This is a genomic window from Fluviicola sp., assembly GCF_029266855.1.
GTDB lineage: Bacteria > Bacteroidota > Bacteroidia > Flavobacteriales_D > Crocinitomicaceae > Fluviicola.
The window spans coordinates 269358-294109 of the sequence record NZ_JAQSWB010000001.1; the positions used below are offsets into that span (position 1 = coordinate 269358).

General features: G+C 40.4%; 28 protein-coding genes. 10 read left to right on the top strand and 18 right to left on the bottom strand.

Annotated features, from left to right (window positions below):
- Position 1: 1 nt before the first annotated feature.
- From K0S23_RS01160 to sucD, 3 genes are all read right to left on the bottom strand, one after another.
- Complete coding sequence (locus K0S23_RS01160; RefSeq protein WP_300353117.1) at positions 2-616, bottom strand: 7-carboxy-7-deazaguanine synthase QueE; 615 nt, start codon at positions 614-616, stop codon at positions 2-4.
- A gap of 128 nt (positions 617-744) precedes the next feature.
- A complete protein-coding gene (locus K0S23_RS01165) occupies positions 745-1686 on the bottom strand; it encodes an ion channel (protein ID WP_300353120.1) in 942 nt (313 codons plus the stop codon).
- A gap of 124 nt (positions 1687-1810) precedes the next feature.
- A complete protein-coding gene (gene sucD / locus K0S23_RS01170; RefSeq protein WP_300353123.1) occupies positions 1811-2689 on the bottom strand; it encodes a succinate--CoA ligase subunit alpha in 879 nt (292 codons plus the stop codon).
- Between the two features lie 283 nt (positions 2690-2972).
- Between sucD and K0S23_RS01175 the strand changes: the two genes are divergently transcribed.
- Positions 2973-3869 (top strand): hypothetical protein, encoded by an 897-nt coding sequence (locus K0S23_RS01175; RefSeq protein ID WP_300353126.1) that lies wholly within the window; start codon positions 2973-2975, stop codon positions 3867-3869.
- Here K0S23_RS01175 and K0S23_RS01180 read toward each other — a convergent pair.
- From K0S23_RS01180 to K0S23_RS01210, 7 genes are all read right to left on the bottom strand, one after another.
- Positions 3866-4321: an FKBP-type peptidyl-prolyl cis-trans isomerase gene (locus tag K0S23_RS01180; RefSeq protein ID WP_300353128.1), complete on the bottom strand. Its 456-nt coding sequence runs from the start codon at positions 4319-4321 to the stop codon at positions 3866-3868. The genes K0S23_RS01175 and K0S23_RS01180 overlap by 4 nt on opposite strands.
- 1 nt (position 4322) lies before the next feature.
- Positions 4323-5168 (bottom strand): TraB/GumN family protein, encoded by an 846-nt coding sequence (locus K0S23_RS01185; protein WP_300353130.1) that lies wholly within the window; start codon positions 5166-5168, stop codon positions 4323-4325.
- 1 nt (position 5169) lies between these two features.
- The gene (locus tag K0S23_RS01190) at positions 5170-5889 is read right to left on the bottom strand and encodes a class I SAM-dependent methyltransferase (RefSeq protein WP_300353132.1); all 720 of its coding nucleotides are present in this window, start codon (positions 5887-5889) and stop codon (positions 5170-5172) included.
- Between the two features lie 81 nt (positions 5890-5970).
- Positions 5971-6513: a hypothetical protein gene (locus K0S23_RS01195; protein ID WP_300353135.1), complete on the bottom strand. Its 543-nt coding sequence runs from the start codon at positions 6511-6513 to the stop codon at positions 5971-5973.
- 82 nt (positions 6514-6595) lie between these two features.
- Entirely contained in the window at positions 6596-8020 is a 1425-nt protein-coding gene (locus K0S23_RS01200; protein WP_300353138.1) for an HD domain-containing protein, read from the bottom strand.
- Positions 8021-8050: 30 nt separating this feature from the next.
- On the bottom strand, positions 8051-8608 hold the full coding sequence (locus tag K0S23_RS01205; RefSeq protein ID WP_300353141.1) for an L-threonylcarbamoyladenylate synthase: 558 nt from the start codon (positions 8606-8608) through the stop codon (positions 8051-8053).
- 21 nt (positions 8609-8629) lie between these two features.
- Complete coding sequence (locus K0S23_RS01210; RefSeq protein WP_300353143.1) at positions 8630-8968, bottom strand: helix-turn-helix transcriptional regulator; 339 nt, start codon at positions 8966-8968, stop codon at positions 8630-8632.
- 227 nt (positions 8969-9195) lie between these two features.
- On the opposite strand from K0S23_RS01210, the gene K0S23_RS01215 reads away from it, so the two are divergent.
- The 5 genes from K0S23_RS01215 (at position 9196) to K0S23_RS01235 (ending at position 13097) form a co-directional block, all read left to right on the top strand.
- Positions 9196-9879 carry a response regulator transcription factor gene (locus tag K0S23_RS01215; protein ID WP_300353145.1) on the top strand — a complete coding sequence of 228 codons (684 nt, stop codon included), beginning with the start codon at positions 9196-9198 and terminating at the stop codon, positions 9877-9879.
- Positions 9876-11243 carry an ATP-binding protein gene (locus K0S23_RS01220; RefSeq protein WP_300353147.1) on the top strand — a complete coding sequence of 456 codons (1368 nt, stop codon included), beginning with the start codon at positions 9876-9878 and terminating at the stop codon, positions 11241-11243. The genes K0S23_RS01215 and K0S23_RS01220 overlap by 4 nt, the downstream gene beginning before the upstream one ends.
- Before the next feature lie 93 nt (positions 11244-11336).
- Positions 11337-11819 (top strand): hypothetical protein, encoded by a 483-nt coding sequence (locus K0S23_RS01225; RefSeq protein WP_300353150.1) that lies wholly within the window; start codon positions 11337-11339, stop codon positions 11817-11819.
- Entirely contained in the window at positions 11816-12277 is a 462-nt protein-coding gene (locus K0S23_RS01230) for a hypothetical protein (RefSeq protein WP_300353152.1), read from the top strand. The genes K0S23_RS01225 and K0S23_RS01230 overlap by 4 nt, the downstream gene beginning before the upstream one ends.
- A 1-nt stretch (position 12278) precedes the next feature.
- Complete coding sequence (locus tag K0S23_RS01235) at positions 12279-13097, top strand: YoaK family protein (protein ID WP_300353154.1); 819 nt, start codon at positions 12279-12281, stop codon at positions 13095-13097.
- Here K0S23_RS01235 and trmD read toward each other — a convergent pair whose 3' ends face one another.
- Genes trmD through K0S23_RS01250 form a run of 3 tightly spaced genes read right to left on the bottom strand, consistent with a single transcriptional unit; the run spans position 13098 to position 15383 of the window.
- A complete protein-coding gene (gene trmD / locus K0S23_RS01240; RefSeq protein ID WP_300353155.1) occupies positions 13098-13790 on the bottom strand; it encodes a tRNA (guanosine(37)-N1)-methyltransferase TrmD in 693 nt (230 codons plus the stop codon).
- Positions 13791-13815: 25 nt separating this feature from the next.
- Positions 13816-14283 (bottom strand): GNAT family N-acetyltransferase, encoded by a 468-nt coding sequence (locus tag K0S23_RS01245; RefSeq protein ID WP_300353156.1) that lies wholly within the window; start codon positions 14281-14283, stop codon positions 13816-13818.
- Positions 14280-15383, bottom strand: coding sequence for a hypothetical protein (locus K0S23_RS01250; protein WP_300353158.1), 1104 nt, complete (start codon positions 15381-15383; stop codon positions 14280-14282). The genes K0S23_RS01245 and K0S23_RS01250 overlap by 4 nt, the downstream gene beginning before the upstream one ends.
- 112 nt (positions 15384-15495) lie before the next feature.
- On the opposite strand from K0S23_RS01250, the gene K0S23_RS01255 reads away from it, so the two are divergent.
- Positions 15496-15699 carry a hypothetical protein gene (locus K0S23_RS01255; protein WP_300353160.1) on the top strand — a complete coding sequence of 68 codons (204 nt, stop codon included), beginning with the start codon at positions 15496-15498 and terminating at the stop codon, positions 15697-15699.
- A 315-nt stretch (positions 15700-16014) separates the two neighbouring features.
- Here K0S23_RS01255 and K0S23_RS01260 read toward each other — a convergent pair whose 3' ends face one another.
- Entirely contained in the window at positions 16015-16890 is an 876-nt protein-coding gene (locus K0S23_RS01260) for a DMT family transporter (protein WP_300353162.1), read from the bottom strand.
- A 303-nt stretch (positions 16891-17193) separates the two neighbouring features.
- On the opposite strand from K0S23_RS01260, the gene K0S23_RS01265 reads away from it, so the two are divergent.
- Positions 17194-19614, top strand: a complete 2421-nt coding sequence (locus K0S23_RS01265) for a TonB-dependent receptor (protein WP_300353164.1) — start codon at positions 17194-17196, stop codon at positions 19612-19614.
- Between the two features lies 1 nt (position 19615).
- Here the strand turns inward: K0S23_RS01265 and K0S23_RS01270 are convergent, their stop codons facing one another.
- From K0S23_RS01270 to K0S23_RS01285, 4 genes are all read right to left on the bottom strand, one after another.
- Positions 19616-20101 carry a YcxB family protein gene (locus tag K0S23_RS01270; RefSeq protein ID WP_300353166.1) on the bottom strand — a complete coding sequence of 162 codons (486 nt, stop codon included), beginning with the start codon at positions 20099-20101 and terminating at the stop codon, positions 19616-19618.
- Between the two features lie 64 nt (positions 20102-20165).
- Positions 20166-21251 (bottom strand): methyltransferase, encoded by a 1086-nt coding sequence (locus K0S23_RS01275; RefSeq protein WP_300353168.1) that lies wholly within the window; start codon positions 21249-21251, stop codon positions 20166-20168.
- A gap of 3 nt (positions 21252-21254) precedes the next feature.
- Positions 21255-22061, bottom strand: coding sequence for an N-acetylmuramic acid 6-phosphate etherase (murQ, locus tag K0S23_RS01280; protein WP_300353171.1), 807 nt, complete (start codon positions 22059-22061; stop codon positions 21255-21257).
- A gap of 62 nt (positions 22062-22123) precedes the next feature.
- Positions 22124-22618 (bottom strand): phosphoribosyltransferase family protein, encoded by a 495-nt coding sequence (locus tag K0S23_RS01285; protein WP_300353174.1) that lies wholly within the window; start codon positions 22616-22618, stop codon positions 22124-22126.
- 452 nt (positions 22619-23070) lie between these two features.
- On the opposite strand from K0S23_RS01285, the gene K0S23_RS01290 reads away from it, so the two are divergent.
- Both K0S23_RS01290 and K0S23_RS01295 read left to right on the top strand, forming a co-directional pair.
- On the top strand, positions 23071-23736 hold the full coding sequence (locus K0S23_RS01290) for a potassium channel family protein (RefSeq protein ID WP_300353176.1): 666 nt from the start codon (positions 23071-23073) through the stop codon (positions 23734-23736).
- 6 nt (positions 23737-23742) lie between these two features.
- Complete coding sequence (locus tag K0S23_RS01295) at positions 23743-24750, top strand: bestrophin family protein (RefSeq protein ID WP_300353178.1); 1008 nt, start codon at positions 23743-23745, stop codon at positions 24748-24750.
- The last annotated feature ends 2 nt before the right edge of the window (positions 24751-24752 follow it).

Here is a 24752-nt window from a genome sequence, read left to right on the forward strand (position 1 = left end):
CTTAAGGTATTTCTAAATATTTGTGAGTCTGCAAGGAGATCTTCCATTTCGGATGGTTCTTTACATACTCTATAATCGCAGGCAATAATTGTTCCCTTTTTGACCACTCGGGTTGCAAATAGAGCACACAGTTTTCATTCACTTTCCTGGAATGATCTTCTGCCCACGCTAAATCTGATTTATGAAAGATAACAATTTTTAGTTCAGAAGCTTTCATGTAGGCTTCTTCGACAGGTGCTTTAAACTTTTTCGGGGAAAAGGTATACCAATCGACATTTCCTGCCAGTTCACTGGTTCCGGATGTTTCAATGGCAACATATTTACCAATGGAATGAAGTGCATCTACCAAAACTGTCAGGTCATACATTGCAGGTTCCCCTCCGGTGATTACTACCAGGTTTCCGGGATATTCCGCAGCAATGTTCTTTAATTCTTCCGCACTCATCTTAGGATGGACATCTGCATCCCATGATTCCTTCACATCACACCATACACAACCCACATCGCATCCGCCAAGTCGAATGAAATAAGCCGAAGTACCTGTATATTTTCCTTCACCTTGTAAAGTGTAGAAATGTTCCATTACGGGGTACAAAGTAGAACTGTATTGTGTCATAGCTCAAAGGTAATTACTAATTCCGAATTTTCGGTGCCTTCGACTCCGCTCAGTCACCTAAAGAGGAGCAATTGAAGCTGAAAAAGTCATTGAGCAGAGTTGAAATCCCTTTTTATCTTCATTCGGAATTATGATAAGATTTCCAGGTCACTGATCTCATTAATATTGAGAATAATGGTACCGCTGTCATCCGCACTGAAATTCTTTTTGAACTTTACCCCGGTTGCCCATTGGTGTTCTGCATAGGAATGTTTCCTGATAACCGTTTGGGAATAGGTTTCGTCAAATGCCTCGATGATTATGAGTAACTCCGCCAGTTTTTCTCTGATTTCAGACAGACTGAGATCATATAAGGGAGAATCCTCATTAATCAGATGTACCAATGTCCATGTGAGCGGAAAGTAACGCACGAAGTCGGTTTCCAGCGGGATATTGTAATACTGCCTGGTAACCATGTTTGTCACCGAATCTTCATTGACCAAAGAAAGTAATACATGCACTTTGGTATTTAAGAGCACACTGTTTCGCTGGTTGACGATTTTAAACATCAGAGCCATTTGGTCTTTATGCGGAGTGATGATCACATTGTGTGAAAACGCGATTTTGGTTGAAGGTCTGGAAAAGCGTCCGTAGATCAAACCGGTTGCGATAGCAAAGGCAATTAGGCCGACAAAGGCTTCCATAGCAGCTACGAAAGAAGTTAAGTTACCTCTTGGAGCAATTGCTCCGTAACCAACGGTTGTGAAGGTTTGCGCACTGAAGTAATATGCTGCCACAAACTCATTTTGATCCGGGTTGATCCCGTGGAGATATTCTGTTCCAATCAGGCAATAGATTCCAGCGAACAGGAGATTGGCTACAAGGAAACTTCCTACCAGGAAAAAGCCGAATTTCCACGCATTCAAATCGACCAGGTATTTATAGAAATCTTTCATCATCCGGATTGTTCCGACGCGCTTGATGTTATACGAACCATCTTCGTTTAGGATCCGTTTGACCGATTTTTGGTAAGCTGTTCCTAAACCCGGATCCTGAGATTCATACTGATTAATTTTATGTTGTTTACCCATTTTGGTTTATTCGAATTATAACTTGAAGTTAATCAATCCAGAGTATTGAAAATTAAATTTTTAAGCAAAAAAAAAATCCCGTCCTGGCTAACCGGGACGGGATCTTAGTATTAACTAGTAGCGATTACGCTGTAACTCCTAAAATTTCCGCCATTTTCGAACCAATGTGAGCCGGAGAATCAACTACGTGGATTCCACACTCGCGCATGATACGTTTTTTAGCTTCTGCCGTGTCATCATCACCACCGACGATTGCACCTGCGTGTCCCATTGTACGTCCTTTCGGTGCTGTTTCACCAGCAATAAATCCGACAACCGGTTTTGTACCGTTTTCTTTGATCCAGCGAGCAGCGATTGCTTCAAGGCTACCACCAATCTCACCGATCATGATGATACCTTCCGTTTCCGGATCATTCATCAGTAATTCAACTGCTTCTTTTGTTGTTGTTCCGATAATCGGGTCTCCACCGATACCAATTGCAGTTGTGATTCCTAATCCTGCTTTAGCAACTTGGTCAGCTGCTTCATATGTTAAAGTTCCCGATTTGGAAACGATTCCAATTTTTCCTTTTTTGAAAACGAAGCCCGGCATGATACCAACTTTAGCTTCATCTGCAGTAATTACCCCCGGACAGTTAGGACCGATCAAACGAGCTCCTGTACCTTTCAGGTATTCTTTCGCTTTCACCATGTCATTTACCGGAATACCTTCAGTAATACAAACGATTACTTTGATTCCAGCATTTGCCGCTTCCATAATTGCATCAGCTGCGAATGCAGGCGGAACGAAAATAATAGAAACATCAGCACCAGTTTTAGCTACCGCATCAGCAACTGTATTGAAAACAGGACGGTCCAAGTGAGAAGAACCACCTTTTCCAGGAGTTACCCCACCAACAACGTTTGTTCCATATTCAATCATCTGACCTGCATGGAAAGTACCTTCACTTCCTGTGAATCCCTGTACAATTACTTTAGAGTTTTTATTAACTAGAACACTCATGTTTGAGAATTTAGATTTCGTTTTTAAAATGCGATTCAAAAATAGCTGTTTCTTTTCGTTTTAACAATGTTTTGAGCGATTTTATCTTGGGATTTTGAGCTTTTTTAATGGATTGCTGAAAATCAGTGAAAATGAGCTTTTTACAAAATCAAGAATCACTAATTATAAACTGAAAGGATACAAGACGAGTTGTTTTTTTTAGAATTACCCGGCTTTGTGTTTTGTGATTCGGATACAATAAATGGGCGATTATTCTGTTTATCAGTCATTAAAAAATAATAGTATGAGAACCTACATTGCATTATTTTCTGTTTTAGTAAGCGGAATCGGTTTTTCACAGCGAACAGATTCCGTGGAGACCAAAACACCCCGTTTCATAGTCAAAATGACTCACGGGATGACCAACAACAACAACTTTGATTTCACCAATTCTGAATGGGAAAGGATGACACCGGGCTTTCAGATACCGGATTCCTTTCAACTGGGGTGGGGAGCAGATTACCAGCAAAACCTGCATTCCTTTTCAAGTAATTCGTATTACATGTTTTCTTTTGCATTTATAAACGGGAAGAAAAAGCAGGCAGACAGGAAATTCCTGGCCACGACCACAATTCATTTGGGTTACGGACCGGAAGTAACAGCCAGTAAATATTGGTACCACCAGGATTTACAAGTTATAGACACGCTTACTTCCAGCCAAAACGGACAGGAATATTACGTGACGGGAAACCGAATGCAAACGATTGCAAAAACTTACCGCTCCAGTACTATTGCCATTGGCGTTGGTCAGCATATTGCAACTAACCCGAATCGCTTGTTCCAGTTCGAAACCGGCTTGGATATTCTGTGTTTATTGAGTATTGCCAGTGAGGTACGGGCATCTTATTACGATAGTTATTTTGTAGATGGCTTGCCTTATAGCAATAGTAATGCAGGTGCATATCTTTATCCGGTATTGACTGAATCCCGAAGCGAAAGTTTTTCCGGGAATTTCACGGCAGGAGTAATCATGCGTGTTCCGCTTGAAATGAGCTTTAAACTATCGCGAAAAAGTCCGGTAGCAAGCAGAATGCGGATAGGATGGGAACTGAATCCGGGATTGGCTATGCAGTTTGCAAACGGAAAAACAAGCAATAACTTTAGTATGAGCGGTGGAATGAATTTCCGTTTTGCTTTTTAAATCACTTTTTCAATGGTGATCTCAAAAACCAGGGTCGAATTAGCAGGAATTTTATCCAATGCATCGTCGCCGTATCCCAAATGGGGTGGAATGACCATGCGTAATTTAGTTCCCGCAACCTGGTTCAGTAAACCCAATTGAAATCCGCCAATAAGCCCCTTTAAACTTGATTGAAGGGGTTTTCCGGGTTCCGTCAGATCGAATTTCCGCCCGTTTGTCAGTGTTCCTTTATACGATACTTCAACCTCACTGCCACTTTGAATTTTTTCGGTTCCCGTTCCTTTTTCCAGGACTTCCACAACTAAACCGCCATCCAGGACTTCGTAGTTCCAATGATGTTTTTTCGCATAGTTCTCGGCTTCAGAAGTGAAAGCTGATTTTTCTTCTTCCGAATACGTGTTACAAGCAGAGAGTACTGCACCGGTAAATAGAATAAATAATAGATTTCGCATATCAGTATCTTACAGGGGTAACTTCGTATCCTTTTTGGCGAAGTAATTCGATCACTCCGTTTGGTCCTCCAAGGTGCCCGGCGCCTACGGCAAAAAAGCAGGATTTTGAACTCATCAGGGTTTCCATTTTCGGGATCCAGTTATGATTTCGTTTATCGAGAAGTTCTTCTGCCGAGCTTCCCAATTCATCACTTTCTAAAATAAGTTTGGCGAGTCCTTCCAGGTCTTGCTTGTGATAATACCGGATCATTTGCCGGAATGTTTTCTCACCTTCGTCAGGGTGTCTGACAGTCTCCATTATGAAGTTTGCCAATTCTTCATCCGGCATACGATCAAAAATATTCAACTGATATTCTATCGTTTCCAATCCGCTGACAGGAATTTTGTTTTGCTGTGCTTTGGATTCGATTTCCATATCCACCATACGGATTTTCCCTGAGATCGTTTTTTGAACGCTCAATTGCAATAAGGTAAAAGGCTTTCTTTTTTCAAATCCTTTTTCAAATTGTTCTGGTTTAATGCCCAATAGTTCCGCTCCCCAGTTCAGTACCGAATCTTTTTGCTCAGCAGTGAAAATATCAAAGCAAGAACCTGAATCGAGCATCAGGAGTTTCATCATGGAGCTTTGATCCGAAAGGTTTGAGATTTCCAAAACAACTTCATCGGATTTTGAGATGATCTTATCCAGCTTCCCAGGGAAATAGTAAAGTGAATCCGGAATCATGTGGATGGTACCAAAAAGGTAAGACACTTTCTTGTCCTTATTTTTGACTTGGTATAATAAGGAATTGTTCTGTCCGAAAACAAAACCGGTTATAAACAGGAAGATCCAGGTAAGAAATCTCATATTACTTTTCCAGAGTTAATTCTGCAAGGTAGTGATCGTCTTCCTCCATTACACGAATTGCCTTTAGGCCAACATTTTTAGCGGCTTTGAATAAATTGTCAAAATCCACATAAAGCCAGTCAAACCAAGGTCCTTTTTGTTTTTTGTATTTCATTTGGAAACGGAAATTTCCGTAGTACTCCGTATTTAAATCGATCCAAAGAGAACCGTCTTCATCTTCGTATAAGGAATGGATATCTGAGGAATCACATAAAATCTTTCCTCCGGGGTTCAATAAAGATTTCGCGTGTTCGAGTGTTGTTTCCAGATTGGATAATTTACCGGCAATACCAATTCCATTCATAAGCATAAGAATCGTATCGTATTTTTTTCCTGTTAACGAAAAGAAATTGATTCGTTCGGCATTCAGGTCGTTGCTTTTCAGATATTCTACCGCGCCTTCAGAAACGTCAATACAGTCGACTTTAAATCCAAGATCCTGTAAATAAGTTGCATGAATTCCGGCTCCGGCTCCAACGTCCAGTACATGTCCTCTTGCCAATGAAAGAGCTTTTTGCTCGATTGCCGGCATTTCATCGTATTTTCTGAAAAGTACTTCCAGGGGAATAATATCGTCTTCACAAATGTCAGATGAAACTATAATATCTTCCGGACGTCTTTTATCTGCGTATTCTTTAATTGCGACTCCAATCGGGTCTCCAAATTTTTTTTCTGTGCTCATGTTCTAAGAGTAATTATCAATGACCTAATTATAAATTATCAAGTGAATTTTCTTGATAATTGTGTCATTGCTAATTGATAATTAATATTCGTATTCTTCGTAGCCCGATAAATCGTCTTCATCATAACCGTCTCCGAAATCTTCATCGAATTCATTCAGGTCCTCATCCTCTTCATCTCCGTAAAAGGCATCATCCTGGATCATTTTGGAGTCTTCCGGGGGAGCTGTTCCAACTGCGAGAGCAATTTTGGGTTTGTCCAGTGTTTCGTCTGTCCGTTCCTGTAATTCGATCAGGAAAATCCACATTCTCAGGAAGTCATAAACCAGAATAATCTTTTGATCCGGAGCTTCCATGAAATCGTTCAGCTTTGCTTCCGACATGACACTTGTTATTTCCTGATCTTCATCGGAATAACTCATATCCATAAGACTGATCTCGTGACCTTTGTCCCATTCATCATTCGACATGAAAAATGAGCCTATTTCTTTTCCTTCGAAATTAAAGGAATTCAATATTGCACGATAGAACGACTCAAAGTTGTCATCTTCATTAATAAGAATGTCTCTAAAGATTTCCTTGTCTTTTTCAGAATCTAATAACACGCGAAATTTAAGCGCTCCCATGCAGTTTTTTTTACAAAGATAAGTTTAATGCAGAATTTAGAATGCAGAATTAAGAGGAGAATTACCACTTATTCTTAATTTGTCATTCTGCATTCGTTTTCAGTCCAAGTTCTTCTCCTATTTCCAGCATCAATTTCTTTGCCGTTTCAAAGTCATTTGGTATTTCACCTTCCAAAATCGCTTCTTTTATCCGGGTTTTTATGACGCCTATTTCACCTGAAGGGCCAATATTGAAGGTAGACATGATCAATTCCCCTGAGATCGGCGGCTGAAAATTTCTGACATGATCTTTTTCTTCAACAGCCTTTAATTTCTCGATAACCAACTCAAAGTTTTTCTTGTATTTTTTTACTTTGAATTCATTTTTGGAAGTGATATCGGCATTGCATAAAGTCATCAAATCATCAATATCGTCACCGGCTTCGAAAAGCAGTCGTCTGATTGCCGAATCTGTTACGTTGCTTTTTACAAGAGAAATTGGTCTCAAGTGCAATCGAACCATTTTTTGCACGTATTTCATTTTCGCATCCAGAGGAAGTCTTAGCCGCGAGAATATTTTAGGGACCATTCTCGCACCCAATTCTTCATGCCCATGAAATGTCCAGCCAACCTGCGGATCAAATCGTTTCGTCGGAGGTTTGGCTATATCGTGCAGAATGGCGCTCCATCTTAACCACAAATCATCCGAGTTAAGTGCAACGTTGTCCAATACTTCCAGTGTATGATAGAAGTTGTCTTTATGGCTTTTTCCGTCTCTTGTTTCCACACCATGAAGTGCTATCATTTCCGGGAAAAACTGGTGAAGAAGTTTTGTGGAATTTAATAGTTCGAATCCACGAGAAGGTTTTTCGGCCAGGATAATTTTGTTCAGTTCATCTACAATCCGCTCTTTTGAAATAATTTCCAGTCTTCCGGCATTCTCCAGAATGGATTTTAAACTGCTTATTTCAATTTGAAAATCGAGTTGGGTAGCAAAACGGATAGCTCGCATCATTCTCAAAGGATCGTCCGAATAAGTCGTTCCCGGATCCAAAGGCGTTCGAAGAATGCCTTTCTCCAGGTCTGCAAGTCCATTGAAGGGATCAATCAGGTTACCAAACGTGTCCGATCGCAGGTCCAAAGCGAGTGCATTAATAGTGAAATCTCTTCTTTTCTGATCGTCGCTTAATGTTCCATCTTCTACAATGGGTTTCCGGGAATCTCTTTGATAGGATTCTTTTCGTGCACCCACAAATTCCACATCCAGGTCTTTGTAATTGAATTGTGCAGTACCGAAATTCTTAAACAGATTTACACGTTTCACCCGCAGTTTATCTCCTGCAGCCTGGGCCAATTCCATCCCGTTTCCAATAACGACGATGTCAATGTCCTTGGAGGGTCGTTCAAGCAGGAGATCGCGCACAAATCCACCAATTACATAAGCTTCCAATCCTTTTTCGGAAATGATTTGGGAAACAACCTTAAAAACAGGGTGTTTGAGTTTATGTGCGAAATTTTCTGTTTGCATGCGGGTGCAAAGTTACTGAATTTCGAATAATCAGCTTCTGATAACTTGTATCGAACTGTCTAATCCGATTTTTATGATCTGCGAAGGAGCGGTAAGTTGCTCATTGAGCCTTGCTTCAACAATCGCGTCTACCTGTGTTTTAATTTTAGGATCAATACTGCTGAAACTGGTCGGAAAGGGCGAGCCTGAGATATTTGCGGATGTAGAAACGATGGGTTTCCGAATACTTCGGATCAATGAGAGGCAAATAGGATCTTTTGTTAATCGAATCCCGACAGAGCCATCCTGGGCAATTACACTCGGGGCCAATCCTTGTGCATTCGGGTAAATAATCGTCAGGGGTTTATCCGACAAATCGACCAAATCATAGCAAACTTCCGGAAATTCCGGAATGTATTTTTCGATCATTTGAAAGCTATCCACTAAGAGTATAAAGCTTTTGTTTTCGGGCCTTTCTTTGATTTTTAAGATTCGCTGACAAGCTTCTTCATTCGTAGCATCGCAGCCAAGACCCCAAATCGTATCTGAAGGATAAAGAATTGTTTTTCCGGTTTTGAGGGCTTCAATGACTTTTGGATCTAATAACATGCGGCAAATTAAAGCGCAAAGTTACTTTAATACACTTAAATGAAAAGCATCTTTTACGTCAAAGCTGAAAAGTGAAACTAACTGGTTGTATTTTTCAATTTGTGATTCGGTTATGGATGCAATTGTTCCTTCTTGTCCGGATTGAATAGTAATTATATCGGCTTGCCAGAGTTTTACTAAATGATCGTGGATAGTTGACCGAGTCATTCCAAAATACATAGAGAATCCCTGGTTGTTTAATTTCTTGTTTTCAATAAGCAGTTCAATCATTTGGACACGACATGGGTGTGCGATTGCCCTTCCCAGTAGGGAAATTGAGATGACTTGTGGAGAGTAGTTGAAGTATTTAATTGCTCCCATATGTAATTAGTATTTAAAAGGTTAAAAAATATTTGTTCTATTTTAAGTTAGTGGAAAAGGTCATTGATTCCAAATTTTTTCAAAGGAATTTTACGATTTTGGGATTTTGGAAAAACCCAATGTCCCAATATTGGGACAGTGCTGATAATTAGATAGTTACCTCTTTTGTTATCCCCTCCTGTATCAACGTCTATTTTTTCTTAATTTTATAACTCAATCAAATTTCCGTGAAAAAAATATTGATTATAGAAGATGATCCGCAAATCAGTTCGCTGGTTCAAAAAGGATTATCGGAAGAAAATTTCGAAACCAAAATCGCAAACAACGGACTGAAGGGTTTGGATGAGTTCCACTTTTGGAATCCGGACCTCATTATCCTGGACATTATGCTTCCGGGGCTTAACGGACTCCAGGTTTGTTCAAAAATCAGAGAAACAAGCCAGATACCGATTCTCATGCTAACAGCATTGGGAACTCCGGAAAATGTAGCTCTCGGACTCGATTCGGGTGCAGATGATTATTTGCCGAAACCATTTAAGTTTATTGAATTGAATGCGCGTGTTCGCTCGTTGCTCAGAAGAATTGAAAACCAAGCTTCAAATGGAAGCACACTCTTTCAGTTTGATGATCTGGTAATTGATGACGACCGGAAAACAGTTACCAGAAACGGGAATCCGATAAGTCTCACTTCAACGGAATACAGGTTGTTATTGCTCTTTGTGATGAACCCAAGAAAAGTATTGTCGCGGATGGATATCCTGGAAGATGTCTGGGGAGTTGATTTTGAATCGGGAACAAACGTAGTAGATGTTTATGTGAATTATCTGCGCAAAAAGCTGATGCAATTCGGAGGGTCAAAACTGATTCATACAGTGATCGGTATGGGGTATGTAATACGTGAAGAAGAATGAAAATCCGTGTTCGAATCATCTGGTTACTGAGCAGTACGTTTGCAAGTTTGGTATTGTTATTCAGTGCTTTTGTTTACATACTATCTTCCAATTACATTTTCAATGATTTTTATGACCGACTGAAAACGCGGACCAGCACAACTATTCGAATCGAGCTGGATCACCGTGGAGACAAAGAATTTGTGAAGCAGTTCAAACAAGAATACCTGGAGAAATTACCTCTGGAAAAAAGTGTTATCGTTGAACTGAATAAGCAGGGAAAACCCATTATACAGAATAAGGCGACAAAAGAAGAAGCAAACTTTATCCGGAAAGTTGTTCGCAACAAAAGTGCCCAGGAAAGAAAGGGGAATCTCTTAAAATACGGAACCCTATATGTTTCAAAGAAAGGAAAGCGTTATGTCGTTTATACTTCTGCACGTAATATGTATTACGCGAAGTATAAAAATTATCTCGGTGGCCTACTGATCTCAATGTTTTTCTCCGCTGTATTTTTAATAGTGATGGTTTCTTTATGGCTTTCCAAAAGATTAATTAAACCAATTAGTGATTTGAGTTCAAGTATCCATAAGATCGGGACTGAGAATCTGCATTTCAGGATTGAAAACAAACAGGAAAGCGATGAGTTGGGAGAACTTATCAGGACAATGAACAATATGCTTGACCGTCTGGAAACCAGTTTTGAAACCCAGAACAACTTCATAAGTAATGCTTCACACGAATTAAATACCCCGCTCACGAGTATTATCGGACAAGCCGACCTGATGTTAAGCAAGGAAAGGAGTGTAGAAGATTACAAAACTGCATTGAACCACATTCTGGAACAGGCTGAAAAACTGAACAAGAAGACAAAAGCACTTTTATTCCTGGCTCAAACCGGATTTGATGGGAAAAAGATGACAATTGAAAAACTGCGCATGGATGAACTCATTTTTGAAACGATGGAAACCGTTAATCGAATCATTCCGGGTAACAAGATTCGCTTCGATTTTGAGAGTCTTCCGGAAAACCTCGATGCCCTGGAAATAAAAGGAAACTCACAATTACTCCAATTGGCCTTATCGAATGTGCTCTTAAATGCAACTAAGTATTCGGATAACCAGGTGGTTCGGATTTATTTAACCCATACAAAAGAAGCCATTTCTGTTCATGTTCAGGATGATGGAATCGGGATTCCTCCTCAGGATCTCGGTCATATCTACGATCCGTTTTTCAGGGCTTCGAATACAACTTCGTTTGAAGGTTACGGAATCGGTTTGCCGCTTACAAGAAATATCATGCGTCAGCATAAAGGTAAAATCATTGTTCATTCGGAAGAAGGAAAAGGAACTTTGGTAAGCCTGGTGATTCCTTATAAATCCTAAAGAAAAGTTAAAATTGAAATTCTAATCCGGTTTTAATCCTGCTCTTATCTCATCCTTATACTCCCAATCTAATTTTGTTTAAAACAAACAGATATGGGAGCAACAATTCTAATACCGACAGACTTTAAAGTTTCATCCCTGGAACCACTTAAAGCACTTCTTCAGTTTCAAAACGAAGATTCCACCAATGTGCTTTTGGTACATGGGATTTATTTATCCAATTCAATTTCGGATTTGCTCTTTTTTGATCAGAGCGATTTGAAAATTGAAATGGCAGGAAAACAGTTCCTGCGTAAATTGTATGACCTGGAAAAGGATTTGGGTCCGAAGGTGTCATCCATCCAAATTGCTTTTTTCAGTGGTTTTACTCAAAGCTCCTTTGAACACTTTGCCGAAAACCATCAGGTAGACAGAATTATTATCCCATATGAATTGGATTTTGATTGGTCACACAAGAAAAGCATGAACATCCTGCCTTTTTTAAATAAATCAAAAATTAAGAAGCAGCTTGTTGCATGGGACAACAATCAGTATTCCAATGAGTCAAATCAAACCTATGTTACAGCATTAGTATGAAAGGGAAATTGGTCATATCAGCTTGTCTTGCAGTACTCACTTTGAGTTCATTCGGATACTATGTTTTCAGCCATTCGTCTTATCCTGAAACTGCCATAATAGGAGAGTGGAAGGAGGTTTCATGGGTTTACGACAGAAACAATGCAGATGAAAAAGTGAAGCAGGAAATCGGAACGGACGAACGGATTGATATCGCCAATCATTTGGTTATTCATGAATTTGAAAACTGGATTTTCATGAAAGATTACAGGATCAAACTTCATGAACAAAACGGGAAAGAACATCTGGCTAAATGGCACTTAAAAGGCCGGGGGCGAATTCTGACTTTACTCAACGATGATGGTTCAACGGAAGTTTACTCAATTGAATCATTGAAGGATAATGAGCTTGTTCTTCATTTTGAAACAGATGTTCACGCTCGGGGAATTGTAAAAATAACACTGAAAAAATTAAACTAAGATGTTACGTAGATTTAGTAATAGTAGAACGTTTCTGGATAACCTGAGATTAGGGGTGTTCACAGCACTTATTGCCGGAATGGTCAATGTTGCGTCACTGGTATTGTTTTATTCCTTTACCTCGAACCTAACAGGACATTTTGCTATTTTGTCCCAGGAAATTGCCGATGGTAAGTGGTTTCAAATGCTGGTGGTTTTATTTTGGATCATCTTATTCTTTTCGGGAAGTTTTTTGTCGAATAACCTGATCATCAACAGCACAAAGAAAAATGCCTTCATATCTCACAGTATTCCAATGGTACTTGAAATCGGGTGTTTTGTTTTTGTTGGAATTTACGGTCAGTTCTTTTACACGGAAACACTTACCCAAACTGAGATTTTGGTTTCTGTACTGCTGTTCTCCATGGGACTTCAGAACGGATTAACAGCCAGTATTTCGAACTTTCAGATAAAAACAACACATTTAACGGGTTTAACAACCGACTTGGCTATTCATTTGTCAATGCTTACAAAGAAAGAGTACCGGATGAATCCGCAGGTTGTGGAGAAAACAAAGTTGATGGCTGCAATTATGGGAGCATATGTACTTGGAGGAACTTTTTCAGGGATGATTATTCATTATGTCCAGTTCCAGGTCTTCTACTTTATTTCCGTAGCGATGCTGGGAGTACTGACTTATGATTTTGTCAAAACGTACGTTCCGTTTTTCGTAAACAAAAAGAAGCACGATACTGCGATTCAATTGAATATCGATAAAATTCAGGATAGCATCAAGAATACTGCTATGCAGAAGAACAGGGTTTTATCGGAAAGCAAATAGTTATTCTTCGCCGGTAAATTTCTTGTACAGGTCGGGTCTCCTGCTTTTTGTCCGGTCAATAGCCTGCTGTTCTCTCCATTGCTCAATTTTCCCAAAGTCCCCGGATAATAAAACGTCGGGGACTTTCCATCCATTAAATTCCGGCGGACGGGTATAAACAGGCGGAGAGAGCAAATCATCCTGGAAACTATCTGTTAATGCAGAAGTTTCATCGTTCATCACTCCGGGAATCAATCTTCCGATACTATCCACCACAACTGCTGCAGCTAATTCACCGCCTGTAAGAACATATGATCCGATGGAAATTTCCTTTGTAATATAATGTTCACGGATGCGTTCATCCACTCCTTTATAATGACCGCAAAGGATCATGATGTTCTCTTTTAAACTCCAGGAATTACTGTGTCGCTGTTCCAATAATTCTCCGTCAGGAGTCATGTAGATGATTTCATCGTAATTGCGCTCGGATTTCAGTTTCTCGATCAATGTTGCGATCGGCTCGATTGACATGACCATCCCGGCCCCACCACCGTACTGATAGTCGTCAACATTCTTGTGCTTGTCTGTCGAATAATCACGGATATTGTGAATATGAATTTCCAAAAGTCCGCGCTCTTGTGCACGTTTCATCATTGAAACATTGAAAGGACCTTCCAAAAGTTCCGGAAGTATGGTGAGAATATCAAAACGCATAAAACAAAGTTAGTCAAATTCCTACTCACAAAGTGTAGTGATAAATCTCTAATTGACGGTCCTTGATTTTACTTTGAAAGGTTCCTTGAACAGTTCCTCCCATTTTTTCATAGAAACCTTTAGCGTTTGGTTCGGCAATCAAAATTGCTTTTTTAAAAGCATTTGTTTTTCCGTATTGGAGAATCGTTTTGAAAATAAGTGAACCGAATCCTTTTCTTTTTTCTCCGGGGAGCAACCATAAATGGTCAATTTCCAGTATTTCATTATCAAGGGCAATCACTGCAAAAAAGCCAATAAATCTCCCTGTAACATAAACTTTAATGACGGTGTTTTTCCGAATATAATCTTCATCAATCAGCAAGTCATCTTTCCACAATTCCATGACATTGTCCGAATATCCCCAATCTTGCTTCGAGCGGGTTGCAGTTTCTGTTAATAACTGGCAATCTTGAATTTCGGCCTGTTGATATGTCAGTTCCGGAGAAAGGTTCATTTTTTCTTTGCTCTGAAATAAGTGAAAATAGAAACGATTAATATAGTCAGTGTTAACCCGATCCAAAGCATGGAGTTATCTGCTTTCTTTTTCGTTTCGGGAATCTTCCCTTGTTCTTTCGGAGTATCTTTTGCTTTAGGTGTTTCACTGTTGGATATCTCTTCAACCACTCGTTCCAGTCCCAGGTAATTCAATAATTTATCCGGATCCGTTTCAATTTTTGACCAGTCAACCTGGTAGTTATCGGAATTGGGATCCTGTAAGTAAGATTTATATGGGATACCACCTACTTTTTCGATCATACTACGTTCAAATACTCCTGGCTTTGTCGGTACACTGTCAGCGTATTTGGAGCGGAGCCTTCGAACAAGTTCAATTTTTTCATTCGCAACTCTTTGGTCTGTTTGGTAGTAGAACTGAGCGATTTCATACAAGCCTTTTGCATGTTCAAAAGAAATGGTTTCGGCGTAACAATCTCCCAGGTCAATAAACAGGTCGGCCATTATAGGATCCGGACCTTTGCAAAAAGGAAAGCGTTCTTTTAATTGAATATACAGCTGCTTGCGGATAGCTTCGGAAGATTCCTGCCTGGCATTCAAATTCAAAACACTTGCATTCTTCAGGTAATCCGCATCTTTGTTTAAAGCTATTTTAGCAAGAAGGATCTTCACATGGATCCATTCGCTTCCCCCGTGTGAATTCGGATTAATTTTCAATCCCTTCCGTATATATTCGAGTGCTTTCTCGTTTTCTCCAAGTAATTCATAAGTTGTTCCGAGATTCGCAATAATGCTGTATTCGTTGGGGTAAGCTTTCGCTAATGTTTCAAATAGGACCCGGGCTTCTTTGACTTTCCCGCCTTTCACGAGGTATAAACCATAATCCGAAAGCAATTTGAAATCCGCTTTTGTTTGGAGTTTCTCTTCAAGCTGGATCAGTTTTCGTTCGATCTGACGCTGATCAAAGTTTTTTTGGAAACGGATTTCTCCCATACCCATTTGATGAAAGTGTCCTTTTGCATCCAGTGCGTAATATTCATTGTAACAGGAAAAACCGGTAGAATAGATTAAAAGCAGCAGAAAAGTAAGAAGGCAACGCATGTTTTTTTGTTTAGGGTTTCCCCGGGAAATTACAAAAAAATAGCTGTAAATGAGTGAATTGACTATCTTGGCGCAACGATTGATTAAACTGTAACGAAACCAAACTATTCATATGAAATTAATTTTAGCTATTGCTCTTGCGTGTTGTTTCTCCTCCGGAGATGGAGTTGTTTATATCTGCGATTCCCCAAGCTCTGTTGCTTTTCATTACAAACGCGATTGCCGCGGACTCAACAACTGTAAGCACGAAGTGAAAAAATCCACCGTCGCAGAAGCCGAAAAACTAGGATTGAAGGTTTGTGGCTGGGAGGATTAGTTTTTGCTTCTGCAGAGTTTAAAGGGAGACAAATGGCGACCGGTAGGCGCCATCATTTGTGTATTTGTGGTAAAATATCATATCAGTTAATAATTCTCTTGATGTTTTCTATACCTTTCAAAGAACCTGAAAGAATCCCTTCAATAATTGCTTGTTTGTAGCTCAAAAGACTTTGATATTCTTTAAGCTTATTGAAGAATTGATTTTTCCCCTGATTTTCGTTACATCAATAAATTGTGATTTTAATTCCTTGATTAATATAATGACAGGATAAGCCCTATAATCCATGGTCTTCCGCGGGAAATGAAACAGAAATTAATTTATCTTCCTCGCATTTATTACCACCACCGTTGCGATAATAATCCCGACTCCCAGCCATTGCATGCCCGTCACGGTTTCATGCAGGATAAGTTGTGCAGAACAAATAGAAACCGGTATTTCAATTGCTGCCAGGATTCCGGCCAATCCCAATCCGGTTTGTGGAATTCCGATATTGAATAAAATAGGAGGGATCACTGTTCCGAAAAGACCTAAAATAATTCCGAATTTCAGGAAGATCATCCAGTCTAAATGCTCCCAGATCTGCAGGTTCCAGTAAACAATGACGGTGAGCAAACTCCCGACAATCAGCCAGAAACTGCGTACCACACTGGATAGCTGTGTTTCAACGTGATTCGAAGCGTGCATGCTGATCGTATAGGATAAAGCTGCCAGCAATCCGTAAACAATTCCTTCTGTTGAAACATGAACGTCTTCCCGGATCAGGTTGGTTGCAAGCACTGTTCCTCCCAAAACACAGAAACTGCCAACTATTTTGAGCCAATGTGCCACTTTCCGCGTTTGGATCATTTCCCACACAACACTCATCCAAATGGACTGCATCAATAAGATAATACCAATGGATACGGAAACCGTTTGAATGGAAATGTAATAGAAACAACTCGTTAAGCCCATTGAAATACCAAAAAGAACCAGCTTGGACTTCGATTTCACACTTGCTTTGACCGGAGTTTTTTTTGCTTTTGCAAATTGCATCAGTACAAACAGAACGATCACACCAACCAAGGATTGGTAAAAGGTGAGCACACTGGTGTGGGCATCCTGGTTATTGGCATACTTCACGATGGTTGCAAGAATTCCGTAACTCGCTGCTCCGAATCCCACAAATAACGCACCTCTTAACTTGCTCATACTTTTGATTGAATTCCTAAAATTACTCGATTTTTCGGCCTGGCGAACCTCCTGGAATTGCTAAAGCGATATAGTCATGAAATAATCGAAAAATTTAAATGAAAAAAGCAAGGATGGGAGGTGCAGTCAATACATTGAACTTTTGATCCCGGTAGTTATTTGGTATTTAAACTCTTTAAACTTTCTATCATTTATCAGGACTAAAAACCGTTCAACGTTCTCTTAAAACGATTAATCACAAATAAAAAATAAAACAACAATTCACTGAGCAATGAGGGGCATCTTTGTTCAAATTATACTCCTATGAAAACAGGAATACTCATTTGTTTATTGATTTCTTTTCAAGCATTCTCACAGGAAAAAGTTTGGGTAAAGGGAACTGTAACGGATTCCAAAAAACAGGCGTTAGCTGATGCGGTATTGTTTATCTATTCTACGGATTCGACCCTTTTATCCATGGCAGTTTCTGAGAAAGACGGTCATTTCGAAGCAGATATTCTTCCTGTAGATTCTGTTTTTATCCGTGCAACTCATGAAGACTTTACGGAGTTTACTACTCCCGTATTGGCTTTATCGGATGCTTCCGGATTGAATTTGGCGTTTCAGGGGCAGGTAAAAGAAATGGAAGGAGTAACGGTTTCCGCAGTCAAACCTTACATCGAACGGAAACCCGGAATGATGGTTTTGAATGTAGAACAATCACTGAGTGCAACCGGTTCATCCGCATTTGAAATTTTAGAAAAATCGCCGGGAGTAAGTATCAGTTCTACAGATAATATCAGTTTGAATGGAAAAGGAGGGATCATTGTGCAGATAGATGGAAAAGCACAACCCATGTCGGGAACTGACCTGGCCAATTTTTTGAGGGGAATTCCATCCGCGGCAATCGATAAGATTGAACTGATCAGCAATCCTTCGGCAAAATACGATGCGGCCGGGTCGGCAATTATCAATATCCGATTGAAGAAAGATACGCGTTTGGGAACGAACGGAACGGTTAATACCAGTTACGGACAGGGGATTTATCCCAAAGCAGGAGCAGGAATTTCCCTGAATCACCGGAACAAGAAAGTTAATGTATTTGGTTCCTATAATTATGCATACCGCAAAGGCTTCAATCGCCTGATCCTCGAAAGGCGTTTTTACAAACAGGATACTTTTGTAGGGGCTTACCTTCAGGATAATGACCTGAAATTCCCTGTTTCCAATCACAGTGCGCGCTTTGGAATGGATTTCCAGGTGAACAAAAAGAACACCCTAAGTTTCGTGGTAAACGGCATGAGTAACGCGTATACGATAGACGGTATCAATCAATCGGATGTTCAAATCCAGGAAGATGTGGTTGCTTCGCGCTTTGCTACAACAAATCAGCGAAAGGAAAAGTGGTTTAACGGTTCTGCCAATGTAAATTACAAGCATGTCCTGGATTCCCTGGGTTCTGAGATTACGGCGGATTTGGATTATGCAGCTTACCGGAATCAGAATGAACAGCGATTCAATACCAGTTATTATGACTTAAACGGTGTTCCATTCCAGGATCCATACATTCTTACCGGTGATCTGAAAGGTAAACTGGCAATCCATTCGGCAAAAGTAGATTTACACCAGGCTCTAAATGCGAAAAATTTCCTGGATGCAGGTTTGAAGTCAAGTTATGTAATTGCAGATAACGATCTGAAGTTTTTCGACCGAAGCAGCGGAACACCTGTTTATGATACCACTAAAAGCAATCATTATGTGTACCAGGAAACGATCGGTGCGGGTTATTTAACCTGGAATTACGAGGGCAAGAAGTGGTCGTTTCAACTGGGTGCTAGAGGAGAATACACACATGTAAAAGGAACGCAAAGGACGAGTAATTCTGTCTCGGACACTACGTATTTTCAACTCTTCCCAACAGCTTACCTGGGATACAATCTAACTGAAAAACACCATTTCGAGTTGTCAATGAACCGCAGAATTGACCGTCCTAGCTATGATCAGTTGAATCCGTTTAAGTTTTACCTGGATCCGTCAACATACAGGGAAGGAAATCCGTCCCTGCGCCCGCAAACCACTTACACTTTTGAACTTGGATATGCCTTTAAGAATGTGCTGTTTGTGAATGTGGGAATCGCAACGACCAAAGACAATATCACCGAAGTAATCGCACCTTTAACGCAGAATCAGAATGTAACTGTTCAGACGAATATCAACCTGAAACGGGCTGATCTGGTTTATGCGAATATTTCGGCTCCTGTCCAGGTTACCAAATGGTGGAACAGTGTGAACAATATCAACGCATATATTGCACTTTATTCCGGGAATGTAGCCCAAACCAACCTCCAAAACAGGGGATCAGGAGTGCTGATCCTGAATACGGTAAATACCTTTACATTGAAAAAAGATTGGTCGATTGAATGGAATGCTTCTTATCACACACCGGAAATTTATGCTTTTGATCATATCAAAGAGATCTGGCACACAGGTATTGGTGTTCAAAAGAAAATCCTTCAAAGCCGCGGTGTGATTAAGTTCGCATGGACAGACATTTTCTACACGAACTACATCCGGGCAAATGTTGCATTTACGGATTACAGGGAATACTTCGATGTGAAACGGGATACGCGTGTTGCAACCCTAAGCTTCACTTATAAATTCGGGAAAACCAGCGTAGCCGGAAGCAGAAGAAGAGGAACTGGCGCCGATGATTTGAAAGGTCGTGTGAATACCGGTGGAGGATAGATCAAAGGTTGGATGGAATGTTCTTCTTTTGAATAAATGCTTTCATTCCGTGCAACTGTTCCGGACTTACATCCTTTACTGAGATCACGTTTGCCACCAGTTTATTCTGCCAGATCAGAATCAAACCGGCTCTTTTGCGGATGCGGATGATTTCACTCCATTTAACGGTCGACAAATATCCTTCTTTTGAAATGGAAACTCCTTTGTCTGAAAACTCATAAGTGGTTTCCTGCCGGATGCGTGGATTGCTCTGATAATGTCTTTTGGCATTGTTGAAAATACTGAATGCAAATAAGACCAGGAATACAATCGCGACAAAGACAAGCATGTATGCAGATTCATTTTTGAACACGAACATAGCGATTAGCGCACCGATGATTAAACCCAGGATTGCTAGAAGTAAGAAAAGAACCTGTAATCTTTTTAAAAGTAAAATCCCTGTCAGTTTGGCGAATTCGGATTGCGTAAGTGTTGTTTTGATTTGCATTTTTCAAAATTACGAATTCCCTATTACGAATTCCGAATGTTTCCAACTATTTATACCTTTTAGACTATTTTGAACTTTTGAGCACCCAGCACTCCACAAATTCCTGATCCCGCCAGCTTGCTTTGCGTTTAGTCTTCAAAGATGCTGCAGCTGCTTTTTTGGTCTTTTTCTCAACAAGGATGAACCGTTTATGGCGTTTCAATTCCTGTTCAATCGGGTGAACAAAATTCGGATTCATTAATCCGGCTAAATTTGAGAACAATAAGACCAGGTTTCCTTCCGGATTCAGGTGTTTGTGAGCTTCTTCAAAGAAACGGGGAAACAGTTCTGTGTCATAATAAATCGCCAGGTCAATACCCGAAACTTCTTTTGGAAGCGGGACCCACGGCGGATTGAATACAACCAGGTCTGATTTGACTTGTGATCCGGCAAACAGGTCGCCAAAATACAGCTTGGTTTGCAACTCTGAATCCTTTTGTGATTCAAACATTCCGATTAGCGCATTCGGATTGATGTCTGAAGCGTGAACTTCCTGAAAACCATATTGATGCAGTAGTTTACTTAAAATACCGCTTCCGATCCCGACATCAAATGCTTTTTCTTTCTTGCCTGAATACTTTTTCAAATAACTGACAAACAATTCGATGTGCTCGAAACGAGTAGGAAAGTAGGTCCCGTAAAACGGATGAAGTGTTTGTTTCAATCCCGGAATCCGGATTCCTTTTTCATACCATTGCCAGGAACTGTTTAATCCCTGGACATCTGTAAAGGGCAGAAAAAAATCAGGGATTTCAGGATACAGGATTTTTAACCAGCCAATTTGGGGAGCTTTCCGAACATGCAGTTTGTGATCGCTGATTTCAATTAACAACAGCTGAGAGGCATTTCGGTATTCCTCGCGATAATTCCGTTGTCCCTGAAACGAATCATTCGTGGATTTTGTTGAGAGCTTCTTCTTCAAAGCTTCCAATACGAGAGTCCCGCTGCTGAACTGATCAGCAATCAACACATGATTCCCTTCCAATAGAGCTTCAACAGCATATTTTGGGTCAATTTGTTTTGAATATTCCAGTACAGGAATGTCTTCAACAAGCGGTTTCGGACGATTGATCGTTAAGTCTGATGAATGAATAATGGGGTTTATCTTCACTGTTTATTGCTTAAAAGCTTCTGTTGCTGCCCGCACCGAACCGTGTTTCAACAACAATTCATTGGCTCTTTGTTCGTCCAATCCGGTTGCGTCCATAACCATTTTGGTACCGCGGTCAACCAGTTTTTCATTGGATAACTGCATATCCACCATCCGGTTTCCTTTCACTCTTCCCAAACGGATCATGATGGCGGTTGAAAGCATATTTAATACTAATTTCTGTGCTGTTCCGCTTTTCATACGGGTACTTCCGGTAACGAATTCCGGACCTACAACAGGAGTGATGGCAATATCAGCAAGCTGGCTCAATGGTGAACCCGGATTACAGGAAATGCCACCGGTTAAAATGCCTTTTTTCTTAGCGGTTTCCAATGCTCCCAATACGTAAGGTGTTGTTCCTGATGCTGCAATTCCGACAACGATATCTTTCTCCGTCATTTGAAACGCTTCCAGGTCTTTCCAGCCTTGTTCGCGGTCGTCCTCTGCAAATTCAACGGCTTTCCGGATTGCCTGGTCTCCACCGGCAATGATCCCGATGACCATTCCGTGAGGAACACCAAAGGTCGGAGGACACTCGCTGGCATCCACAATTCCCAAACGTCCGCTTGTTCCTGCGCCCATATAAAAAAGCCTTCCGCCGTCGCTCATGCGCTCGACGCAGGCATCGACCAGTTTCTCTATCTGGGGAATTTCCTTTTCAACTGCCAGGGGAACAGTATGATCTTCTTCATTGATTCCGATCAACAGATCCCTTGTCGACATAAGGTCCAAGTCCTGGTGATTGCTTTCCGCTTCTGTTATTCGCTTCATATGAATGCAAAATGATGAGTGTAAAATTCAAAAATATCTGTGTTTTGAATTTGCATTTTTAATTATACTAAAAACGCTTCCAATGACCCGTTAGAAGGTATCACTTCAACACGTTCACCCAAAGTGGTTGTTAAGGTCATGCCGACAAAGTCACATTTAATCGGATATCTCCGGTGCATTCTGTCAACCAGGGCAACCGTTTTCACACTGCGTACGGGCTGTTCCAGTATCTTCATAACTCCATATTGCATGGTCGTTCCCGAATTGATCACATCGTCTACCAGGATCACTGATTTTCCGTTGAACAATGTCGGATCAATAGAGCATTTGATCATTGAATCCAGGGGATGATCCTTATCCAGTTCTATTTTGAAATAAGTGACTTCCTGGGAACTGTTCTTCCGGACGATCTCAGTAATCTGCTGTGCAAAAGTTTCTCCGTTTCCTATGATTCCACCGATAAACAGTTCGGGAATACCATAGGTATTTTCTAAAATTTCATGCGCCAGACGCATGATTTTTTGCTCAATTTGATGCTGATTTAAAACCAATTTCATGGAAATACTAATTTAATGTAAAAGTACTTTTTTAAGCTCAGAAACGAACACTTTTACTCAAACAAAGTGTCTTTTTAGAGAGGGCTGTCATGTCCATACCAAATTCCCTCAGCTAAACAAATTACAGCTTAATTGTATCCTAAGAGTAATTGAAATGGAACAAATATTTCGCGCAGATTCACAAATTTTGAGGCGCTTACCAGTGGGAATTATGTGCTTTAATCTGGCAGCGACAAAATAGTAAGTTTAAACTATTTGGAATTTAGGTGATTTCCTGCTCTGGATCCCAGTCTGCTAAAGGGCTGTTCGCAATATCGCGAACTTGCAACTTTAGAACCCGTTAAAACACATTCGAACATCCTGTAATCTGATATAATGCCCCCTTTTAGCGGTAAAATTCAGAGATGATATTTAGCCGGAAAAATTATCTTTGGAATAAATAAAAGCGGGAAATGGGAAGACTACTTGAATTTTTTGAACGAAGAAAGTATGAGGTTCTGCTTGTTGCATTGCTCCAGCATCTGTTTATTGGAATTTTCATCAGCGACCATGTCTCTTACCGGGATATTATCTGGCCCATTAATATGTTTTTGCTCGGGTTGGCTTGTACTGGAATCTTCCTGGGTAAAAACAGATGGAAAGCCTGGATCAAAAACCTGCTGTTCATCCTGGTAGTATTGCTTCCTGTTGGAATTTCCTTTGTAAAGGATGTAAGACTCTATTTCGAAGTACTGAATATCATTTACGTTATATTCTTTAGTTTCATTTTTTATGAAGTAGTGAAATTCCTTGTGAAACCAAGCTACATTGATACGGATGTGATCTCGGCAGCTGCCTGTGGTTATTTTTTACTCATCGAGATCAGTGTTTTCTTGCTGCAGCTGATGATTTACAATGATCCGCATGCCTTTCATGGAGTGGATATGCGGGACAGCGCATCGATCTATATGGATTTGGTTTATTTCAGTTCGGTTTCCATGACAAGTATTGGTTTCGGTGATATTGTTCCCGCTGCACATGCTACGAAACTCGTTACTTCTGTACTGGGAATTTTAGGACATTTCTATACCGTTGTTCTGGTTGGGATAATCATCAGTAAATTTACTTCACGAAAATAATCATACATGCATTCAGGAAAATCGTATCACATAGGAGAGTTTATTATTTGGACCCGGAGAAATATTTTCTGGCTGTTTCTAATCGGATCAATCCCGGTGGTTTTGTTTGAGGTATTTCAGATTCACTGGATCGCAATTCCATGGACAGTTGTGGCATTGCTGGGAACAGCTACCGCTTTTATTGTCGGATTTAAAAATACGCAGGCTTATAATCGTACCTGGGAGGCACGGCAGATCTGGGGCTCTATTGTCAACAGCAGCCGGTCATGGGGAGCAATGAGTAAGAACATGCTTAATGATGATGCCAAAAGCAAGGAGTTGATCTACCGCCATTTCGCCTGGCTGACAGCACTTCGTTATCAAATGCGTGATTCACGGATCTGGGAAACTTCTTCCAAGTCTTACAACAAAGAATACCAGCGTTTTTACACCATTCCGGAGCGTCAAACATCGCTTGAATCAGAATTAATTAAATACATTGGGCAGGAGGAATTGGATGCCTTGTTGAAAAACAAGAACCGGGCAACCCAATTGCTGGCAAAGCAGTCGGAGCTGCTTCGTGAATTATTGGATTCAGGGCAATTGGATACCTTCCGATACATTGAAATGCAAAAGATTTTGAATGAGTTTTTTGAGCATCAGGGGAAAAGTGAACGCATCAAGAATTTCCCTTACCCACGTCAATTTTCTACGATCAATACTTTTTTTATTCGCCTGTTTTGTTTCTTGCTGCCTTTTGGGATGCTTTTCGAATTTGCAAAGCTGAATGACTATGTGGACGGTTTCATGAAAGGTCACATGATCTGGCTGGTCGTTCCGTTCAGTGTTTTGATCTCGTGGGTTTTTACTTCCCTGGAGCAGGTTGGTGAAAGTGCCGAAAATCCCTTTGAAGGAAGTGCAAATGATGTTCCGATCTCACAGATCAGCCGTACAATTGAAATTGATTTGCGCGAAATGCTGGGCGAAACAGATTTGCCTGAAGCATTGGCTCCGGTGAATAATATTGTGTTGTAATT

Coding starts and splice junctions, on each gene's coding strand:
- K0S23_RS01160 (WP_300353117.1), bottom strand. CDS start 616: ATGACACAATACAGTTCTACTTTGTACCCCGTAATGGAACATTTCTAC.
- K0S23_RS01165 (WP_300353120.1), bottom strand. CDS start 1,686: ATGGGTAAACAACATAAAATTAATCAGTATGAATCTCAGGATCCGGGT.
- sucD (WP_300353123.1), bottom strand. CDS start 2,689: ATGAGTGTTCTAGTTAATAAAAACTCTAAAGTAATTGTACAGGGATTC.
- K0S23_RS01175 (WP_300353126.1), top strand. CDS start 2,973: ATGAGAACCTACATTGCATTATTTTCTGTTTTAGTAAGCGGAATCGGT.
- K0S23_RS01180 (WP_300353128.1), bottom strand. CDS start 4,321: ATGCGAAATCTATTATTTATTCTATTTACCGGTGCAGTACTCTCTGCT.
- K0S23_RS01185 (WP_300353130.1), bottom strand. CDS start 5,168: ATGAGATTTCTTACCTGGATCTTCCTGTTTATAACCGGTTTTGTTTTC.
- K0S23_RS01190 (WP_300353132.1), bottom strand. CDS start 5,889: ATGAGCACAGAAAAAAAATTTGGAGACCCGATTGGAGTCGCAATTAAA.
- K0S23_RS01195 (WP_300353135.1), bottom strand. CDS start 6,513: ATGGGAGCGCTTAAATTTCGCGTGTTATTAGATTCTGAAAAAGACAAG.
- K0S23_RS01200 (WP_300353138.1), bottom strand. CDS start 8,020: ATGCAAACAGAAAATTTCGCACATAAACTCAAACACCCTGTTTTTAAG.
- K0S23_RS01205 (WP_300353141.1), bottom strand. CDS start 8,608: ATGTTATTAGATCCAAAAGTCATTGAAGCCCTCAAAACCGGAAAAACA.
- K0S23_RS01210 (WP_300353143.1), bottom strand. CDS start 8,968: ATGGGAGCAATTAAATACTTCAACTACTCTCCACAAGTCATCTCAATT.
- K0S23_RS01220 (WP_300353147.1), top strand. CDS start 9,876: ATGAAAATCCGTGTTCGAATCATCTGGTTACTGAGCAGTACGTTTGCA.
- K0S23_RS01225 (WP_300353150.1), top strand. CDS start 11,337: ATGGGAGCAACAATTCTAATACCGACAGACTTTAAAGTTTCATCCCTG.
- K0S23_RS01230 (WP_300353152.1), top strand. CDS start 11,816: ATGAAAGGGAAATTGGTCATATCAGCTTGTCTTGCAGTACTCACTTTG.
- K0S23_RS01235 (WP_300353154.1), top strand. CDS start 12,279: ATGTTACGTAGATTTAGTAATAGTAGAACGTTTCTGGATAACCTGAGA.
- trmD (WP_300353155.1), bottom strand. CDS start 13,790: ATGCGTTTTGATATTCTCACCATACTTCCGGAACTTTTGGAAGGTCCT.
- K0S23_RS01245 (WP_300353156.1), bottom strand. CDS start 14,283: ATGAACCTTTCTCCGGAACTGACATATCAACAGGCCGAAATTCAAGAT.
- K0S23_RS01250 (WP_300353158.1), bottom strand. CDS start 15,383: ATGCGTTGCCTTCTTACTTTTCTGCTGCTTTTAATCTATTCTACCGGT.
- K0S23_RS01255 (WP_300353160.1), top strand. CDS start 15,496: ATGAAATTAATTTTAGCTATTGCTCTTGCGTGTTGTTTCTCCTCCGGA.
- K0S23_RS01260 (WP_300353162.1), bottom strand. CDS start 16,890: ATGAGCAAGTTAAGAGGTGCGTTATTTGTGGGATTCGGAGCAGCGAGT.
- K0S23_RS01265 (WP_300353164.1), top strand. CDS start 17,194: ATGAAAACAGGAATACTCATTTGTTTATTGATTTCTTTTCAAGCATTC.
- K0S23_RS01270 (WP_300353166.1), bottom strand. CDS start 20,101: ATGCAAATCAAAACAACACTTACGCAATCCGAATTCGCCAAACTGACA.
- murQ (WP_300353171.1), bottom strand. CDS start 22,061: ATGAAGCGAATAACAGAAGCGGAAAGCAATCACCAGGACTTGGACCTT.
- K0S23_RS01285 (WP_300353174.1), bottom strand. CDS start 22,618: ATGAAATTGGTTTTAAATCAGCATCAAATTGAGCAAAAAATCATGCGT.
- K0S23_RS01290 (WP_300353176.1), top strand. CDS start 23,071: ATGGGAAGACTACTTGAATTTTTTGAACGAAGAAAGTATGAGGTTCTG.
- K0S23_RS01295 (WP_300353178.1), top strand. CDS start 23,743: ATGCATTCAGGAAAATCGTATCACATAGGAGAGTTTATTATTTGGACC.